Origin of the sequence: Sphingomonas faeni (assembly GCF_040407565.1) — a bacterium.
Taxonomy (GTDB): Bacteria; Pseudomonadota; Alphaproteobacteria; order Sphingomonadales; family Sphingomonadaceae; genus Sphingomonas; species Sphingomonas faeni_F.
Genome location: NZ_JAPZPR010000004.1, coordinates 211,444 through 228,374, shown reverse-complemented (window position 1 = coordinate 228,374; position 16,931 = coordinate 211,444). Strand labels below are relative to the sequence as shown.

At 65.1% G+C, this 16,931-nt stretch carries 13 protein-coding genes; 10 read left to right on the top strand and 3 right to left on the bottom strand.

Translation table 11 applies throughout. The annotated features are described in order from the left end of the window. Positions 1 to 9: 9 nt before the first annotated feature. The 10 genes from O6Y00_RS10150 to O6Y00_RS10105 all read left to right on the top strand — a co-directional run bounded on the left by O6Y00_RS10150 (position 10) and on the right by O6Y00_RS10105 (position 14,610). Positions 10 to 3,051, top strand: a complete 3,042-nt coding sequence (locus O6Y00_RS10150; RefSeq protein WP_353442461.1) for a sugar-binding domain-containing protein — start codon at positions 10 to 12, stop codon at positions 3,049 to 3,051. 409 nt (positions 3,052 to 3,460) lie between these two features. Further along, positions 3,461 to 4,954, top strand: a complete 1,494-nt coding sequence (locus tag O6Y00_RS10145) for a carboxylesterase/lipase family protein (RefSeq protein ID WP_353442460.1) — start codon at positions 3,461 to 3,463, stop codon at positions 4,952 to 4,954. Between the two features lie 11 nt (positions 4,955 to 4,965). After that, entirely contained in the window at positions 4,966 to 5,727 is a 762-nt protein-coding gene (locus O6Y00_RS10140; RefSeq protein ID WP_353442459.1) for an SDR family NAD(P)-dependent oxidoreductase, read from the top strand. A 114-nt stretch (positions 5,728 to 5,841) separates the two neighbouring features. After that, on the top strand, positions 5,842 to 8,028 hold the full coding sequence (locus tag O6Y00_RS10135; protein WP_353442458.1) for a TonB-dependent receptor: 2,187 nt from the start codon (positions 5,842 to 5,844) through the stop codon (positions 8,026 to 8,028). After that, a complete protein-coding gene (locus O6Y00_RS10130) occupies positions 8,028 to 9,428 on the top strand; it encodes an FAD-binding oxidoreductase (RefSeq protein ID WP_353442457.1) in 1,401 nt (466 codons plus the stop codon). Before O6Y00_RS10135 ends, O6Y00_RS10130 begins: the two co-directional genes overlap by 1 nt. A gap of 31 nt (positions 9,429 to 9,459) precedes the next feature. Beyond that, complete coding sequence (locus O6Y00_RS10125) at positions 9,460 to 10,395, top strand: alpha/beta hydrolase (RefSeq protein WP_353442456.1); 936 nt, start codon at positions 9,460 to 9,462, stop codon at positions 10,393 to 10,395. Then, positions 10,395 to 11,708 carry an MFS transporter gene (locus tag O6Y00_RS10120; protein ID WP_353442455.1) on the top strand — a complete coding sequence of 438 codons (1,314 nt, stop codon included), beginning with the start codon at positions 10,395 to 10,397 and terminating at the stop codon, positions 11,706 to 11,708. Before O6Y00_RS10125 ends, O6Y00_RS10120 begins: the two co-directional genes overlap by 1 nt. Before the next feature lie 52 nt (positions 11,709 to 11,760). Next, on the top strand, positions 11,761 to 12,516 hold the full coding sequence (locus tag O6Y00_RS10115; RefSeq protein WP_353442454.1) for a helix-turn-helix domain-containing protein: 756 nt from the start codon (positions 11,761 to 11,763) through the stop codon (positions 12,514 to 12,516). After that, positions 12,513 to 13,208 carry a FadR/GntR family transcriptional regulator gene (locus O6Y00_RS10110; RefSeq protein ID WP_353442453.1) on the top strand — a complete coding sequence of 232 codons (696 nt, stop codon included), beginning with the start codon at positions 12,513 to 12,515 and terminating at the stop codon, positions 13,206 to 13,208. The genes O6Y00_RS10115 and O6Y00_RS10110 overlap by 4 nt, the downstream gene beginning before the upstream one ends. 235 nt (positions 13,209 to 13,443) lie before the next feature. Further along, positions 13,444 to 14,610 carry an alpha-hydroxy acid oxidase gene (locus O6Y00_RS10105; protein WP_353442452.1) on the top strand — a complete coding sequence of 389 codons (1,167 nt, stop codon included), beginning with the start codon at positions 13,444 to 13,446 and terminating at the stop codon, positions 14,608 to 14,610. 72 nt (positions 14,611 to 14,682) lie between these two features. Here the strand turns inward: O6Y00_RS10105 and O6Y00_RS10100 are convergent, their stop codons facing one another. The 3 genes from O6Y00_RS10100 to O6Y00_RS10090 are packed head-to-tail and all read right to left on the bottom strand — an operon-like array spanning position 14,683 to position 16,747. Then, on the bottom strand, positions 14,683 to 15,444 hold the full coding sequence (locus O6Y00_RS10100; protein WP_353442451.1) for a sterol desaturase family protein: 762 nt from the start codon (positions 15,442 to 15,444) through the stop codon (positions 14,683 to 14,685). Further along, entirely contained in the window at positions 15,441 to 16,223 is a 783-nt protein-coding gene (locus tag O6Y00_RS10095; RefSeq protein ID WP_353442450.1) for a fatty acid desaturase, read from the bottom strand. Before O6Y00_RS10095 ends, O6Y00_RS10100 begins: the two co-directional genes overlap by 4 nt. Then, on the bottom strand, positions 16,220 to 16,747 hold the full coding sequence (locus tag O6Y00_RS10090) for a sterol desaturase family protein (RefSeq protein WP_107953011.1): 528 nt from the start codon (positions 16,745 to 16,747) through the stop codon (positions 16,220 to 16,222). The genes O6Y00_RS10095 and O6Y00_RS10090 overlap by 4 nt, the downstream gene beginning before the upstream one ends. Positions 16,748 to 16,931 lie beyond the last annotated feature (184 nt).

Sequence of the window (16,931 nt, the reverse complement as noted above, 5' to 3'; positions counted from 1 at the left end):
AGGATGATCATGCGCGCGACGTTCCTCGCGGCCACCGCCACCATCGCCCTCGCCACGCCCGCCGCGTATGCGCACGACGCGTCGAGCGTCGTCGCCTCGGCCCGTAGCACCTACAATCTCAACCCTGGCTGGCAAATGACGACGGGCGACCGGCCGGGTGCGCAGCAGACCGACTTCGACGATAGCCGCTGGACCAAGGTCACCCTGCCCCACGCGTTCAACGAAACCGAGGCGTTCGCGCGCGATATCAAGAACCTGTCGACTGGCATCACCTGGTATCGAAAGCGCTTCATGGCACCCGCAGGTGCTGCTGCGGGCAAGGCTTTCCTCGAGTTCGAAGGCGTGCGCCAAGCGGCCGAAGTGTGGGTCAACGGCCAGTCGGTCGTGTTGTCCGAAAGCGGCGCGATGGCGTTCGGCGCGGATATCTCCAAGGCGCTCAAGCCCGGCGAGAACATCATCGCGGTGCGCGTCGACAATGACTGGCGCTACAAGGAGCGAGCGACGGGCAGCGGCTTCCAGTGGAACGACCGCAACTTCAACGTCAATTATGGGGGCATCACGCGCAACGTCCGGTTGCACCTGACGCCGCGGACGTATCAGACGCTGCCGCTGTTCGCGAACCTGGGAACCACCGGGCAATATGTCTGGGCGGACGGCTTCGACATTCCGGGTCACGCGGCGATAGTCCATGCCGAGACACAGGTCCGCAACGAGGAAACCGCGTCACGCACGCTGTCCTACCGTGCCGAGGTTCGCGACCGTGACGGCAAGCTGGTTGGACAGTTCGACGGCGGAAGCGTCACGCTGGCGCCCGGCGAAACGCGCCTGCTGTCCGCGCAGGGACGCCTCGCCGATCTTCATTTCTGGAGCTGGGGCTACGGCTATCTCTACCGCGTGACCACGAGCCTAGTCGAGAACGGCAAGGTCGCGGACGCGGTCGACACGCTGACCGGGTTCCGCTCGACGCATTTCGGCGACGGCATGATCCAGCTCAACGGGCGGACCATGCAGGTGCACGGCTATGCGCAACGCACGTCGAACGAATGGCCCGCGGTCGGCGTGTCGGTCCCGCCCTGGATCAGCGATTTCTCCAACGCGATGATGGTCGAGAGCGGCGGCAATATGGTGCGCTGGATGCATATCACGCCCTCGAAGCAGGACATCGAGTCCGCCGACCGCGTCGGTCTCCCGCAGGCCATGCCCGCGGGCGACTCCGAGCACGACGTAGACGGGCGCCGCTGGGACCAGCGCAAGGAACAGATGCGCAGCGCGATCATCTACAACCGCAACAATCCGTCGATCCTGTTCTACGAAAGCGGCAACGAAAGCATCAGCGAACCACATATGGCCGAGATGAAGGCCATTCGCGACCAGTACGACCCTAGAGGCGGCCGTGCGATCGGCTCGCGCGAGATGCTCGACAGCAAGATCGCCGAATATGGCGGCGAGATGCTCTACATCAACAAGAGCGCGCATATCCCGATGTGGGCGATGGAATATAGTCGCGACGAGGCGGCACGGGCGTACCAGGACGCGCAGACCCCGCCCTTCCACCCCGACTCTCCCGACTATAATCGCAACCAGGACAGTCAGGCCGCCGAGGATGTCCGGCGCTGGTGGGATTATTACCGCATCCGTCCGGGCACCGGTCGTCGCGTGAGCGCGGGTGGCGTCAACATCATCTGGTCGGACAGCAACACGCATTATCGTGGCGACAACAATTATCGCCGCTCGGGCGAGGTCGATGCGGTGCGTATCCCCAAGGAAGGGTTCTACGCGCACAAGGTGATGTGGGACGGCTGGGTCGACGTCGAACGCCCCGCCACGCATATCGTCGGCCACTGGAACTATGCGCCCGGCACGACGAAGGACGTGAGCGTCGTCTCCACCGGCAACACGGTCGAGCTGTTCCTCAACGGCCGCTCGCTGGGCGCGGGCAAGCGTTCGACCGGCTTCCTGTTCACCTGGCCGGGCGTCCACTGGCAATCGGGAACGCTGCGCGCGGTCGCGACGGGCGCCGACGGTCGCACCTCGGAGAACGTCGTCGAGACGGTCGGCGCGCCGGTCGCGCTACGTCTCACGCCGCATACCGGTCCGCGTGGCTTCGTGATGGACGGCGCGGACATCGCGCTGGTCGATGTCGAGGTCGTCGACGCCGAGGGCCGGCGCGTGCCGACCGCCAGCGACAAGGTCGCCTTCATGCTTGCCGGCCCCGCCGAATGGCGCGGCGGCATCGCGCAGGGCGACAGCTCGGGCAAGATGCGGGCGCTGGTGGCTAAACAGGAGGAAGCCATTCCCGGCACGACGCCGACCGCCGGCACCGCGCGCGACGAGGACAATTATATCCTGTCGAAGACGCTGCCGGTCGAAGGCGGTATCAACCGCGTGCTGCTGCGCGCCGGCGCCACGAAGGGGACAGTCACCGTGACCGCCACCGCACCAGGATTGAAAACGGCAACGCTGATCGTGCCGACTGTGGCTGCCGCAAAGGTCGAGGGCGGCCTGTCGCGCGCATTCGCCGAAGATGCCCAGCCTGGCTTGCTTACGCGCGGGCCGACTCCGGGAACCCCATCGTACCGCGTCAGCCGCTTGACGTTCATACCGTCGAGTATCGTCGCCGGCTCACGGCAGGCCGATGCGGACAAGTCGATCGACGACAACGAACTCACGCATTGGGCCAGTGACGGCACCCTCTCGGCCGCGTGGATCGAATATCGCTTCGACACGCCCGTCACGCTCAGCGAAATCGATCTGAAGCTCGTCGGGTGGCGCTCGCGGGCCTATCCACTGCGGATCACGTTGGACGGCAAGGCGGTGTGGAAGGGCGAGACCGACCGCCAGCTCGGCTATGCGAACGTCGCCTTCGCACCTGCGACCGGCCGCGTCCTGCGCCTCACCCAGACCGCCCCGACACAGGACCGCGACGCGTTCGGCAAGATCGTCGAGCTCGGCACCGCCAAACAATCCGGCGACACCGGAGCGGAAGCGGTCGCGCCAGGCTGGCGGCTGGCCATCGTCGAAGCGGATTTCCACGGCCCCGTCGCGCGATGATCCGCGTCACCGCGTCGCGCGCGGGCTAGTTACGGCCCGTTCACCTGGACCCGCTAGCGATACGATCATTCCGAACGCGCCGAGCGTGTCCAAGCCATCAGGCAATCCTTTCCCCGTCGCTGCGTGACATCGCAGCAACGCTTGTTTCCCGGCGTCCGCCAGCGCTGGACGACGACAATCATCAGGCGGATTCCGATAATCGCCAACAATCCCCGCAGCAACGGAAGCCCGCTCCCCCGCATGCGTCCAAGCATCCCATCTCTCCCCTGCCGCAAGGCCGCTGCCAGCGCAGGTTGGCGCCCGGCCGGCGATGCTTGCGTCGCGCGCGCGCCGCATAGGCACACCCTGCGAGCGATGCCGCATAGTCACCGGATGTTCCGACAGGACGCGGACGGTGTACATCGATACGATGTCAATCACGGAACATCTCGATCCGATCGTCCACGTCACCGCCGGGGCGGTCCAAGGGCGCGCGACTGGCGGCGTCCAGCGCTTTATAGGCATTCCCTATGCAGCGCCGCCCGTTGGCGCTCTGCGGTTTGCGCCGCCTTCGCCGGCACCGTCATGGACAGGCGTGCGTGTCGTTACCGATGCGGGGCCGAACGCGCCGCAGCGGATCAGGCCCGTGCCCGGCCTCGATGTCGAGGCGCTGATCGGCAGCGGCTGGATTGCGGGCGACGACTATCTGACGCTCAATGTTTGGCGCCCCGATGACGACCGCACCGGACTGCCGGTGATGGTGTTCGTTCATGGCGGCGGGTTCGTGATCGGCAGCAAGGACGCGCCGGTCCAGGACGGGACGACCTTCGCGCGAGACGGCATAGTCTGCGTTGCGATCAACTATCGCATGGGGATCGACGGTTTTCTACCGATCCCGGGGGTCCCGACCAATCTCGGCCTGCGCGACGTCGTCGCCGCGCTCGAATGGGTGCGCGCGGAGATCGACCGCTTCGGCGGCGATCCGACCAACGTCACCGTGTTCGGCGAGTCGGCCGGTGCGATGGCGATCGCCGACCTCGTCACCGCGCCGGTCGCCAAGGGTCTGTTCGCCCGTGCGATCATCCAGAGCGGACATGGTGGCATGACGCGCGACGTCGGCGTCATGCAGCGGCTGGTGACCAAGCTCGCCAAACTGCTCGGCATCGCACCGACCCGCGACGGGTTCGCCAGCGTCGCCGCTGAGGCAATGCTCGACGCGGTGGAAAAGGTATCGTTACCGACCGCGCGGATTGACCTTCGCGGGACGGATGGGCGCGAGCCGGTGTTCGGGATCAGCCGCTTCGTACCCGTTCATGGCGACGATGTGCTGCCGGTGCAGCCGCTGGACGCGCTCCGCGACGGCGCGGGCGCGGATGTGGATGTCCTGATCGGGACGAATGCCGAGGAAATGAATCTGTATCTGGTTTCATCGGGCGTCCGCGACAAGATCGGGCGGTTGCTGGCATGGTTCGTACTGCGAAAGTCGCAGCCTCGGGCATGGGCGGTGCTGAACGCCTATGGCGCTGGCAAGCGTCCCGGCGGAATTGCGCTGACCAATGCAATGACGGACCTGGTGTTTCGCTGGCCCGCTCGGCGGTTCGCTGAGGAACATCGTGGACGCACGCATGTCTACGAACTCGAATGGCGCTCGCCCGCGTTCGGCGGCGAGCTTGGCGCGGCGCATGCGATCGACGTGCCGTTCGTCTTCGACGCGCTCGCCTGCGCGACCGGTTCCGATGGACTGCTCGGTGAAGCGCCGCCGCAGGATGTCGCGACCCGGATGCACCGACTATGGGTCGATTTCGCCCGCGACGGATCGCTCCCCTGGGTGCCCTTCGATCGTAGCACGCGTCAAGTCTATCGCATCGTCGCCGGTGAGGCGGCGTTCGAGCCGGTGATGCCCGCCGCGCCGTTCCTACCCTGAAGGACGACACCATGTACGCCAATCGCCTGCGGCTCGACGGTCGCAAAGCCTTCGTCACCGGCGGCGCACAAGGCATCGGCTGGGCTTGCGCGGACGCGCTCGCCGAGTTCGGCGCCGTGGTGACGATTGCCGATCGCGACCCGGATCTGCTCGCGCGGGGCGTGGAAAGCCTGCACGACAAGGGTCACCGCGTCTCCGGTATCATCCTCGACGTGACAGATCCAGCCGCGGTCACTGCCGCCGCCGACGCGGTGCGCGATACCGAAATCCTGGTCAACAACGCCGGCATCGCCCGCAGTGACACCGCGGCGGAGGACGTCGAAGACGAGCATTGGCTGAACGTCCTCGACGTCAATCTCAACGGCACCTTCTGGTGTGCACGCGCCTTCGGACGCAACATGCTGGCGCAGGGCCGCGGATCCATCGTCAATATCGGGTCGATGTCGGGCTTCGTCGTCAACCGGCCGCAGCCGCAAAGCTATTACAACGCGTCGAAGGCGGCGGTGCACCAGCTGACGAAAAGCCTTGCAGCGGAATGGGCCAACCGCGGCGTGCGCGTCAATGCGGTCGCGCCGACCTACATCGCGACTCCGCTCAACGCCTTCGCCGACAAGACCAGCGAAATGTACCGCCGTTGGATCGATGGTACGCCGCAGGGACGTCTTGGGGAGCCGTACGAGGTCGCCTCGGTCGTGCAGTTCCTCGCAAGCGACGCAGCGAGTCTGATGACCGGAAGCATCGTGGCGGTCGATGGTGGCTACTCCTGCTGGTAGGCCAAGAACCGGAGCCGATCAGCATAGTCGCAGGACCTTTCCGACAGCTGCAGAGAGCGGCATACCTTTCTGACAGGTAGACGAATCGATCTACCGATATCCGGAGAGGTTTCCATGCATCGTCGCTCCCTGCTCGCCCTGTCTTCCGCGCTTACCCTCGCATGGCCCGCACTCGCTACTGCGCAGGCTGTCGACCCCCAGGGCGCGCAGACCAGCAATCAGGGTACCCCCGCCGATCCACAGGTCGATACGCGTGCGGGCAACGCTCCCGCAGCCTCCGATATCGTCGTGACCGCGCGCCGTCGTGAAGAACGGTTGCAGGACGTGCCGATCGCAGTCACCGCGATTTCAGGCGACGCGATCAAGCAGCAGCAACTCGTCGTCGTTCGCGACGTGGCCGCCTATACGCCCGGCCTTAACATCAATTCGGATTCGGTCGGTCGCGCGTTCGTCTCTATCCGCGGCGTCGGCACGACGCTGATCGATACGGTGCAGCCGGGCGTCGGCATCTTCATCGACGGTATCTATCAGCCGAACACGACGTATCTCAATTCGCCATTAGTCGATGTCGCCCGCGTCGAGGTGCTGCGGGGGCCACAGGGGACCTTGTTCGGCAACAACACGTTGGGCGGCGCGATCAACGTCGTTACCCGTCAGCCGTCGAACGAATGGCAGGGCCGGGTCGACGGCGCCCTGGCGGGCTGCGACAATTACGCCTCGGTCTCGGGCAGCATATCAGGGCCGATCGTCAAGGACGTGCTGCAGTTCCGCATCGGCGCGGCCTACCACAAGGAGGACGGTTTCCAGCGCAACCTGCTCGCGGGCGGCGACCAGAACCCACTCGAGACGAAGAGCATCAACGGCACGATCCGCTTCGTCCCTGCGAACTGGGCACGCTTCACGGTGAACGGTGGATATGATCGTGTGTTCGGCGGCTCCACACCCTATTTCAACGTGCGAGGCCCCCGCGACTATTCGCTCGACGGCCGCAGCAACCAACGCAGCCTGGGTACGATCGACTACTACGCCGCCAATGTGAAGGGCGAGTTCGACGTCGCCAGCATCGATACGACGATCACCGCGATCGGCGCGTACAACCAGAGTGACACGAAGGGTGCGGGTGACGCCGACTACAGCCCGATCGACTTCTTCCGCTCGACCGTTAGCCGCACGCTCAAGACCCGCACCGGCGAGGTCCGCTTCGATACGAAATGGAGCGAGAATTTCTCGACGCTGGTCGGTGCCTTCTATGCGCGCTCCACAACCGCCTCGACGACCACGACGACGGTCGTGCCGGCCAATCTGACCGTACCCGGGACCGCGACCTCGGAGAACGAGAACATCGCCGGTTTCGCCACCGGCTTCCTCAAGCTCGGCGACGGCCTCGATCTGACGGTCGGGATTCGCTACGATCACCAGAAGCTCGATGCATCGACCGCTGGACTCGCCGCCGCCTACAAGGCGAACGAGTGGCAACCGCGTGCGACGCTATCGAAGCGCTGGAACCCACAGTTCATGACCTATGCCTCGGTCGCACGCGGCGTACGCGGCGGCGGTCAGAACGGCCCCGGCGCGCCCAACCTTACCTATCGCGGCGACAGCGTGTGGACCTACGAAGTCGGTTCGAAGGCAAGCGCGTTCGACGGTCGACTGACCGCCAACGTCGCGGCGTTCTACAACGACTACAAGAACTTCATCGGCGCCAACGCGCTTGCCCCGTCGACCATCCTCAATCCCGCCACGGGCCAGCCGGTCGGCTTCGTTGCGATCAACCTCAACTCGGGCAACGTCGAGAGCTATGGTGCGGAGGCCGAATTGTCGTTCAACGTCAGCGATGCCTGGCGCGTCTATGCCAACGCGACGCTGCTCCATGCCCGCGTGACCGATTCGAGCCAGTTCACCGCGGTGACCGGCTATGCCTATCCCGGCGATCGCATCCTGTTCGTTCCCGACGCCAATTATTCGATCGGCACCAATTTGCGCGTACCGTTCTACCGCGACCAGGCGATCGTGTTCGATGCGAACGTCGTCGCGAAGGGGGAGCGCACTGGCGGCTCGCTCGACGCCGCTTCGGTGCCGCTGCTGGAGGCCTATCATCTCGTGAACGGATCGGTGTCGTGGCAGGCGGGACCGCTTGAGGTCGCGGCCTTCGCGACCAATTTGTTCAACGAAAAGTACGTCGAGACCTATCTCGATGCCTCGTTGCTGAGGCGTGCCGGGTTGCCGGCACCTCTCGTGTCGAACCTCGCGATCCAATCGCCACGTCGGCGTATCGGTATCCGTGGCACGGTACGGTTCTGATGACGCACATGCCAACGCCCCCCCGCCCGCCGCTCGATGAGGCGTTCGTCGCGGCACTTCGTCAACGTTTCGGCGACGCGTTGGCAACGGGCGAGGGCATCCGCCGCCAGCACGGCACGAGCGAGGCGCATTTCGCCGAGGCCTTGCCCGACGCGGTCGTCTTCGCCGCGTCGACCGAGGAAGTCGCCGACTGCGTACGTCTGTGTACCGCGGCAGGCGTGCCCATCGTACCATTCGGCGCGGGTACATCGATCGAGGGCAACGCGCTTGCGGTTCTCGGCGGGGTAAGCGTCAACCTTTCGCGGATGGACGCGATCCTCGCCATCAACGCGGAGGATTTCGACTGCGTCGTCCAGGCCGGCGTGCGGCGCGAGGAACTGAATGCCCACCTGCGTGACACCGGGCTGTTCTTTCCGATCGATCCCGGTGCCAACGCGACGATCGGCGGGATGGCCTCGACCCGCGCGAGCGGCACCAATGCGGTCCGCTACGGCACGATGCGCGAGGCAGTGCTGGCGCTGACCGTCGTGACGGCGGACGGCAACGTCATCCGCACCGCGACACGCGCGCGCAAGTCGGCTGCGGGCTATGACCTCACGCGCCTGTTCGTCGGCGCGGAGGGTACGCTAGGCATCATCACGGAGATCAGCCTCCGCCTCCATCCGATACCCGAACAGATCATGTCCGCGGTCTGCGGGTTCGAGTCCCTGCAAGGCGCGGTCGATACCGTCGTCCAGTCGATCCAGTGCGGCGTACCGCTCGCCCGCGTCGAGATCCTCGACGACAAGCAGATGGCGGCGGTCAATCGCTGGTCGAAACTCGATTATCCCGAAGTGACGACGCTGTTCTTCGAATTCCATGGCTCCCCCGCGGGCGTCGCCGAACAGGTCGAAACCGTTGCCGCACTCGCCGACGCGAACGGCGGCGGGGCGTTCAAATGGTCGAACCAGCCCGAGGAACGCGCAAAGCTGTGGAAGGCGCGACACGAGGCCTATTACGCCGCGGTCAACGTGCGGGCGGGCGCGGTCGGCTGGACCACCGACGTGTGCGTGCCGATCAGTCGCCTGCCCGAGTGTATCCTGGCAACGCGTGCCGACATCGATGCAGGCACTGTCCCCGCTGCGATTCTGGGTCATGTCGGCGACGGCAATTTCCACGTGATCTTCTCGATCGACCCCACCGCGCCGCATGAGTTCGAGGAGGTGGAAGCGATCAACCGCCGGCTGGTCGAACGGGCAATCGCGATGGACGGCACCTGCACCGGCGAGCACGGCATCGGCATCGGCAAGCAGGACTGGCTCGTTGCGGAGCTGGGCGATGCGGTCGACCTGATGCGTACGATCAAACGCGCACTGGACCCGCTGAACCTCATGAACCCGGGCAAGATCTTCACGCTGTGACCGGTAGCGCACGTCCCAAACGGAGTATTCGATGACCAGCCTGCCCCTAGTCGATCCCGAGCTTCGTCCGCTGCTCGACGCATGGCCGACCGTGATGCTTACCGCGGAGTCGCTGGCGGCCCTGCGCGCGCGCGCATTGCCGCTCCCGCCCGCCCCGGACGGCGGCGTCGATCTAGAACGGCACCGGATCGCCGGGCCCTCTGGCGCGCCCGACGTCTCGCTGCACATCTACCGCCCCCGCGACACCAGCGGTTCGCTCGGCTGCATCTATCATATCCATGGCGGCGGCTATGTCGGTGGCGCCGCCAAGGAACTGGAGGTCGTCCATCGGCCGCTCGCTGCCGCACTGAACTGCGTCATCGTGTCGGTCGACTATCGGCTCGCGCCCGAGACGGTCTTCCCAGGCGCAATCGAGGATTGTTATGCGGGTTTGGTCTGGACCGTCACGAACGCCGACGATCTCGGTATCGACGTCACCCGGATCGGCGTGATGGGCGAGAGCGCTGGCGGTGGCCTGGCCGCGGCGCTTGCGCTGATGTCGCGCGACCGAGGCGGACCTGCCCTCGCCTTCCAGCATCTGACCTATCCGATGATCGACGATCGCACTTGCGTCGGTGAACCGCATGCCCATGCCGGAGAGTTCATCTGGACACCGCACAACAACCGGTTCGGCTGGACGGCGCTACTCGGTCATGAGCCGGGCGGCGACACCGTCTCCCCCTATGCCGCCGCCGCGCGCGCGACCGATCTCGCCGGACTGCCGCCGACGTTCATCATGACCGGCGCGCTTGATCTCTTTGTCGACGAGGATATCGACTATGCGCGTCGCCTGATCGGCGCCGGTGTTCCGACCGAGCTCCACGTCCACCCCGGTGCGTTCCATGGCTTTGATCTGCTACCGGGTCCGGGTGTCGCCGACAGGGCGCAGGCGATGCGGATCGAAGCGCTGCGCCGGGCGCTCCGCTGATGACCACGCCGATATCTGCTCCCCCGGCGATCGGTTTCGGTCGCGCCTTGCCGTCGCTCCTTGCGCTGACCCTCGCGATGACGATCGGCTTTGCGATGATGGGGTCGTTCGCGACGGTGCAGGAAAGCGTAAAAGCCGAGTTGCGGCTGACCGACACGATGCTCGCGCTGATCCAGGGCGCAAGTGCGGCACTGGCACTGGTGGTGTGCTCGATCCCCGTCGGTATCCTGGTCGATCGCGTCAATCGTGTCCGGCTGATGATCGGGCTGGCGCTGGTCTGGACTCTTGGCACGGCGCTGACCGCAGTGGCGACAGGCACCGTGATGCTGTTCGCCGCCCGCGTGTTGACCGCGACTGGCACGACGGGCGCCCTGACCGCGGCGCTGTCGCTGACCGCCGATCTCTGTGCTCCGGCGCAACGTGGCCGCGCGATGCTGATCGTCAACCTCGGAAAGATCGCGGGGATTGCCGGCGCGTTCGCGCTTGGCGGCTGGCTGTTCGGCCGTTTCTCCAGCGGCGCGATGCCGGTATTTTCAGGGCTGTCCCCTTGGCGGGGCACGCATGCGGTGCTGGCCATGCTCAGCCTCGCGGTGATCGTGCCGCTGCTGTTGCTCCGCGAACCGGCACGTCGCGAAGTCGCCGCAAGCATCCGGGCACCGTTCGCGGTGCTGGTCGGCGAACTCTGGTCGCGCCGAAGGTTCCTGATCCCGCTGTTCGTCGGGCAGGTGGCTGTCGTGATGGCCGACAACGCGGCGCTCGTCTGGGCTGCACCGGTGCTCTCGCGTCACTTTGGGCTACAGCCAGGCGACTTCGCCGGATGGATGGGGGCGCTGATCCTGGTCAGCGGACTCGCAGGCACCGTATTAGGGGGTTTCGCCGCCGACATCGGGCAGAAGAGTGAGATACGGGGCGGGTTGCTGATTGGCGCCTTGGCCGCCGCCGCGCTCGGTGTTCCCGCCGCATTGTTTCCGGTCGGCCCGACGGTCACCTGGTTTGCGATCGCGCTCGGTACGCTGACGTTGTGTGGTGCGGTGACGGGGTTGATTACATCGGTCGCGCTGACCGTCCTCATCCCCAACGAACTGCGCGGGTTGTGCATCGGTGCGTTCATCGCGATCGCCGGCCTGATCGGTTTCGGCATCGCCCCGTCGCTGGTGACGTGGACCAGCAGCGTGCTCGGCGGCGAATCGCATCTCGGCACCGCGCTTGCCATCGTCGGAGTTGCCACGAGCCTATTGTCGGTCGTCGCCTTTCTAGTCGCCATTCGCACCGCTCCACTCTCCGCTACCGCAAACCTATCCGATAGCAGTTGACAACCTTTCTGAAAGGTGGTTGAAACGCGTAACCTCAACGGAGGAGAGGATTATGACGGTCACTCCAAAACGGCGGATCGACGTTTCACCAGAAATGCTATCGTTTATCGGACGCGGGCCCATCGCGCCCGATGCATGGGGCGACGATGCAGTCGTTCTTCGCTTCAGTCTGGGCGATGACGGCACTGCCGCGACAATGAGCCACGCTACCGGATCGGACCATGAGGCGGTCGTCGTACTCGCGGTTGCCGCGACTGCGTGCGAGCGTATCTTCGGGGCGCTCCCCGGCCCTCGCGCCATATGGCATCTGCCAACCGAGTTGCGGACGCTGGTTCTCTCGCTGCGCGATTGCCCGTTGCCCGAGCCGGCGCGCGATACACTATGTCTGGCGAAGAGCATCGAACTGCTCTGTGCGAGCTTCGCCTGCCTGCATGAGGGCGCCTTGATATCGGCTGACGGCGCCGGCGACCTGTCGGAACGCGACGCGCGCCGTCTCGCCGCGGCGCGGCAGATGATCGATGATCGTTGGCAGGAAAAACTGACGCTGGATACGGTCGCGCGCGCCTGTGGCCTCAACCGCGCAAAGCTGACCCGCGGCTTCCGCCAGATGTTCGGCTCGAGCGTGGCTGACGCGATCGCCGACAAGCGTTTGTCGGGCGCACGCGGGATGCTGCTGGCGACCGACCTGCCGGTATCTGCGATCGGCTATCGCTGCGGCTATCGGAACAATGCAAGCTTTACGCGCGCATTCGCGCGGCGCTTCGGGGTACCGCCCACACGACTCCGCGCGTTGCAGCTCGCGGCATGAAGACGATGGATCGCCTGGAAGAAGGCGGCTCGCTGGTCGATCGCGCGGTACGCCGCGTCCGTGAGCACATGCGCGATCAAGACATGAAGGTGGGTGACACGCTGCCTGGCGAGGGCCAGTTTGCAACCGAGCTTGGTGTCAGCCGCGCGGTGATGCGCGAGGCGTTCGGCGCGCTCGCGGCACTTCGTCTGATCGACGTAGCCAATGGGCGACGCGCGCGGGTGGGCGCGATCGACGGATCGGTGATGGGAACCTCGATCGACCATGCGGTCGCGACCGCACAGGTATCGGTCGCAGAAGTCTGGGACGTCCGCCGCACGCTGGAATTACGCACTGCCGAACTCGCCGCTCGCGACCGCAGCGACGCCGACGCCGCCATCATACAGACCGCCGCGGAAGCGATGGCCTCCGCGACCAATATCGCTGACATAACCCGCCACGACATCGTCTTTCACCAGGCGATCGCAAGGGCCAGCGGCAACGCGTTGTTCCTGCAGGTCGTCCGATCGTTCGAGCCGATGATGACCATCGCGATACCGGCAGCCTGGGAAACCCGCCACACCGAAGAAGCGCGCTCGATCGTACTGAAGCGCCACGTGGAGATCGCGTTCGCGATCGGCGACCGCGACGCTATCGCAGCAAATGCCCTGATGGATGCACATTTCGATCAGTCGATCGGCGCCGTACTCTAGAAGCGCAGCCGCGGCGACGGCTCGACCTTTCCGCCCTTCCCCCGTTCGGACCGCGCATGTTCGTTGGCATGGCCGCGTTGGGTGGTGAGCGCCAAGACCGATCCGTTACGGCCGCGGGGAAACACCGAATAAGAACAGTTCTCGCAAGACCATACACCCGACATGCTCATCCGCCCGCGTGGACACGGTCCGCCAGGTGTCGGCGACTTCAGGCTTACTCCGTTCAGGGTTAGACATGACGCGACAAGACCGCACGAACAACGTAGCCGACCTGCGCCTGATGGCCCGCCGTCGACTGCCTAGGCCGATCTTCGACTATATCGATGGCGGCGCCGACGACGAGATATCGCTGCGCCGGAACGCCACTGCCTTCGCGGACTACGAGCTGGTTCCCGACGTCCTCAACGACGTGTCGGAAATCCGGACGGAAACCAAGATCTTCGGGCAAGCTTCGCGGTGGCCTCTCATGCTTTCGCCCACTGGCCTCACGCGCATGTTTCATGGTCATGCCGAGCTTGCCGTTGCCCGCGCAGCGGCGCGTCACGGCCTTCTTTACAGCCTGTCGACGATGGGCACCACGCGGTTGGAGGATCTCGCGCAAGCCTTTGCCGGGCCGAAGGTTTTCCAGATCTACATCTTCAAGGATCGCGGGCTGACCGCGGAGTTCGTGGCGCGCTGTCGGGACGCGGGTTTCCATGGGCTTGCGCTGACGGTCGACACCCCTGTCGCCGGCAATCGGGAACGCGACCGGGTCAGCGGCCTCTCGCTGCCCCCAAAACTGACGCTCCGGTCGTTACTCAGCTTTGCGCTCCACCCCTCCTGGTCGATCCCAGCGCTTACCGGGTCAAAGTTCGACCTCGCGAATGTCAGCCACAAGATCGATGCGCTGTCATCGGGACCGATGAGCTTGTTCGACTATATCGGCGGCCAGTTCGACCGCTCGGTCGGCTGGCGCGAGGTCGAATGGCTTGCCCGCGAGTGGAACGGGCCGCTTGCGATCAAGGGCGTAATGACTCCCGAGGACGCACGTCGCTCGATCACCTCGGGAGCAACCGGCGTCATGATCTCCAACCACGGCGGGCGTCAGCTGGACGGCGCCCCCGCCCCAATCGATCAGATCGAGGCGGTGCGAAACGCCATTGGCGACGCGCCGGACTTGATCTGTGACGGTGGCATCAGGCGGGGCTCGGACGTGGTCAAGGCGCTTGCCCTGGGGGCGACCGCGTGCTCGATCGGGCGCCCCTATCTGTATGGCCTTGCCGCGGGCGGTGAGCAGGGGGTCGATCGCTTGCTGACGCTGCTGAGACAGGAGTTTGAGCGAACTTTGACGCTCGCGGGGATCAACGACATCGCCTCCCTGGCCCCCCGCCATATCCGGCATCGCACCGGCCGGCCAGGTTAAGGACGTCGACGACCACGGCAAGTCCGCCACGATATTCGCCGTGCCCTTCCTCCGAGGTGTCGTTGCAGCGGACTAAGAGCTTGCCGTGATCGCCCGACGCGCTGCGCGGGCATGCTCTTTCGTGAAATCGCCAACGCCGCGGTCGGTGTGACACAGCCGGTCCCAGTGGCGGAAATACAGGCCGTAGTTGCAGCCATAGAGTTCGTGATGCCGCTGGTGATGGCTGGCCGTGATCAGCCACCCGCCCAAGGGTCCCGACCACATGAAACGCGGGAAGATCTCCCATCCCATGTGGTTCGTCACCCCCATCACGGTCATGATCGTCAGTACGATGCCAAGACCGGCAATATGGATCGGCACGAAGAATACCAGCAGCGGGATGACCACCGCGCCGGTCAGCGCCTCGATCGGGTGAAACGCCATTGCGGCCCACGCCGTCGGCGGCCGGCTGGCATGGTGCAGCGCGTGCGCCAGCTTGAACGGTTTGGGACGATGCATCCACCGGTGCGTCCAGTAGAACCAGGCATCGTGCAGCAGCAGGTACAGGAAAATCGAGACCGGCAGGTACCAGAGCGGGTAGGCGTGGATGTCGGAATATACCTTGGTCCAGCCATGATGCTGCCATCCCCAGGCGACGACGCCCGCCGGGATCCCGTAGAGCGCTGCGGACGCGAGGCTCCAGATGATCTCGCGACGGACCTGCGGGTCCAGCCCGAGGTACAGCCCCGGATGCTTGCGGACCGTGATCCAGGCGAACGCGCCCGACACGAGGAGATAGCGAACGCCGACGATGACGGTCATCGCCACGGCGGAGAGGATGATGGCGAGAGTCATGCTTGATCCTCGACGACCCTGCGATCGGCCGCTCGCACCGCAAGCGCGCGGCGCCGCGACGGAAGCCCCCACCAAGGCGTTCCCGGCGAGAGATGGTGCTCGTGATGATAGCCGCCGAAGTGGAAGCAGGTCAGCAGCGACACTATCGGGCCCACGTCGATACTGTGCGCGCGGTGGGCGTCCGCGAAGGGAGTCTCGCTTTCCCGGTGCGGCAGCCACGTCCCGAACACGAACAACTGGGCCACCGCACCTAGGGCCGGTAGAGCCCAGAAGACGACGATGTTGCCGAGCGGTGCCCCGAGCAGCAGCGTATAGATCAGCGCCACCACGGTTATCCGGATAATCTGCCCGTGCGAATAATAGGTCTTGAAGAACTGCAGGAACCAACCGCCGAGACTGGGGTCGCCACCGTGAAAATCGGGGTCCCCCGCTCTTCCGGTTTCCTTGTGATGCAGATGATGTTGCGGCAACAGTGATGCATAGGACAGGCAGGCATAGAGCGAAAGACAGGTGGCGCCGATCGCCCGGTTCAGGCGCGGTCGATCGGGCGCCAGCGCACCGTGCATTGAGTCATGCGCGACGATGAACAATCCGGTACTCAGCCAAGTTTGTACGATGACCATCACGATGGCCAAGGGAATTACATCCGGGCTCCATCGCCAGAAAAAGATGCCGGTGACGTGGATCGCCAGCCACGCTACGACGATCACGGCGGACAGCGACACGCCGACGCGGGTCTGATGCCGCAGGGCCTCCGATTGGCGAACCGTAACGCTCACTTCTTTGCATCTGCCGAGACGAGGTTTCCGGCTTTGTCAGCACGTACCGCGCGTCGTTGCGGATCGGCGTTCGCGCGTAGCTGTGCCTTCAGCACCGCAGGCTTGCGCGCGAACAGGAAGCCGTGGCTGACGGTGCCGTCCTTGCCCTCTACCGCGTGGTGCAGGCGATGTGCCTGCAGCAGGCGCTTGAAATACCCTTGCTTGGGCACCCAGCGGAAGCCGCCGCGTTGGTGCACGAGCATGTCGTGCACGAAGGCATAAATGCCGCCGTACACCGTGATGCCGAGCGCTGCCCACCACAACGGCTCCCACCAGAGCCCGACGACGAACAACACGATCGGCACGATCGCGAAGACGACCGCATACAGGTCGTTCTTTTCGAACCAGCCCTCGTGATCTTCGTGATGCGACTTGTGCCAGCCCCAGCCCCAGCCGTGCATGACATACCGATGCGCAGCCCACGCGAAGCACTCCATGAACAGAACCATGAAGACGACGATCGCGAGTTTCTCGAACCAGGTCACTTTGCTCGATCGCGCGAGTTGACGATGAACGGGTGCAACGAATTCAACATGGAGTACACATAACGGTTACCGCCCCCCGTTGCGAGGGCGCTCCACCACAAAATCTCGCGTCGCTGATGGTTGCCGCCAGCCTCATCAGTCACCGACCGAGAAGCGCCGAACCGGATATCCGCGACCAGATGTC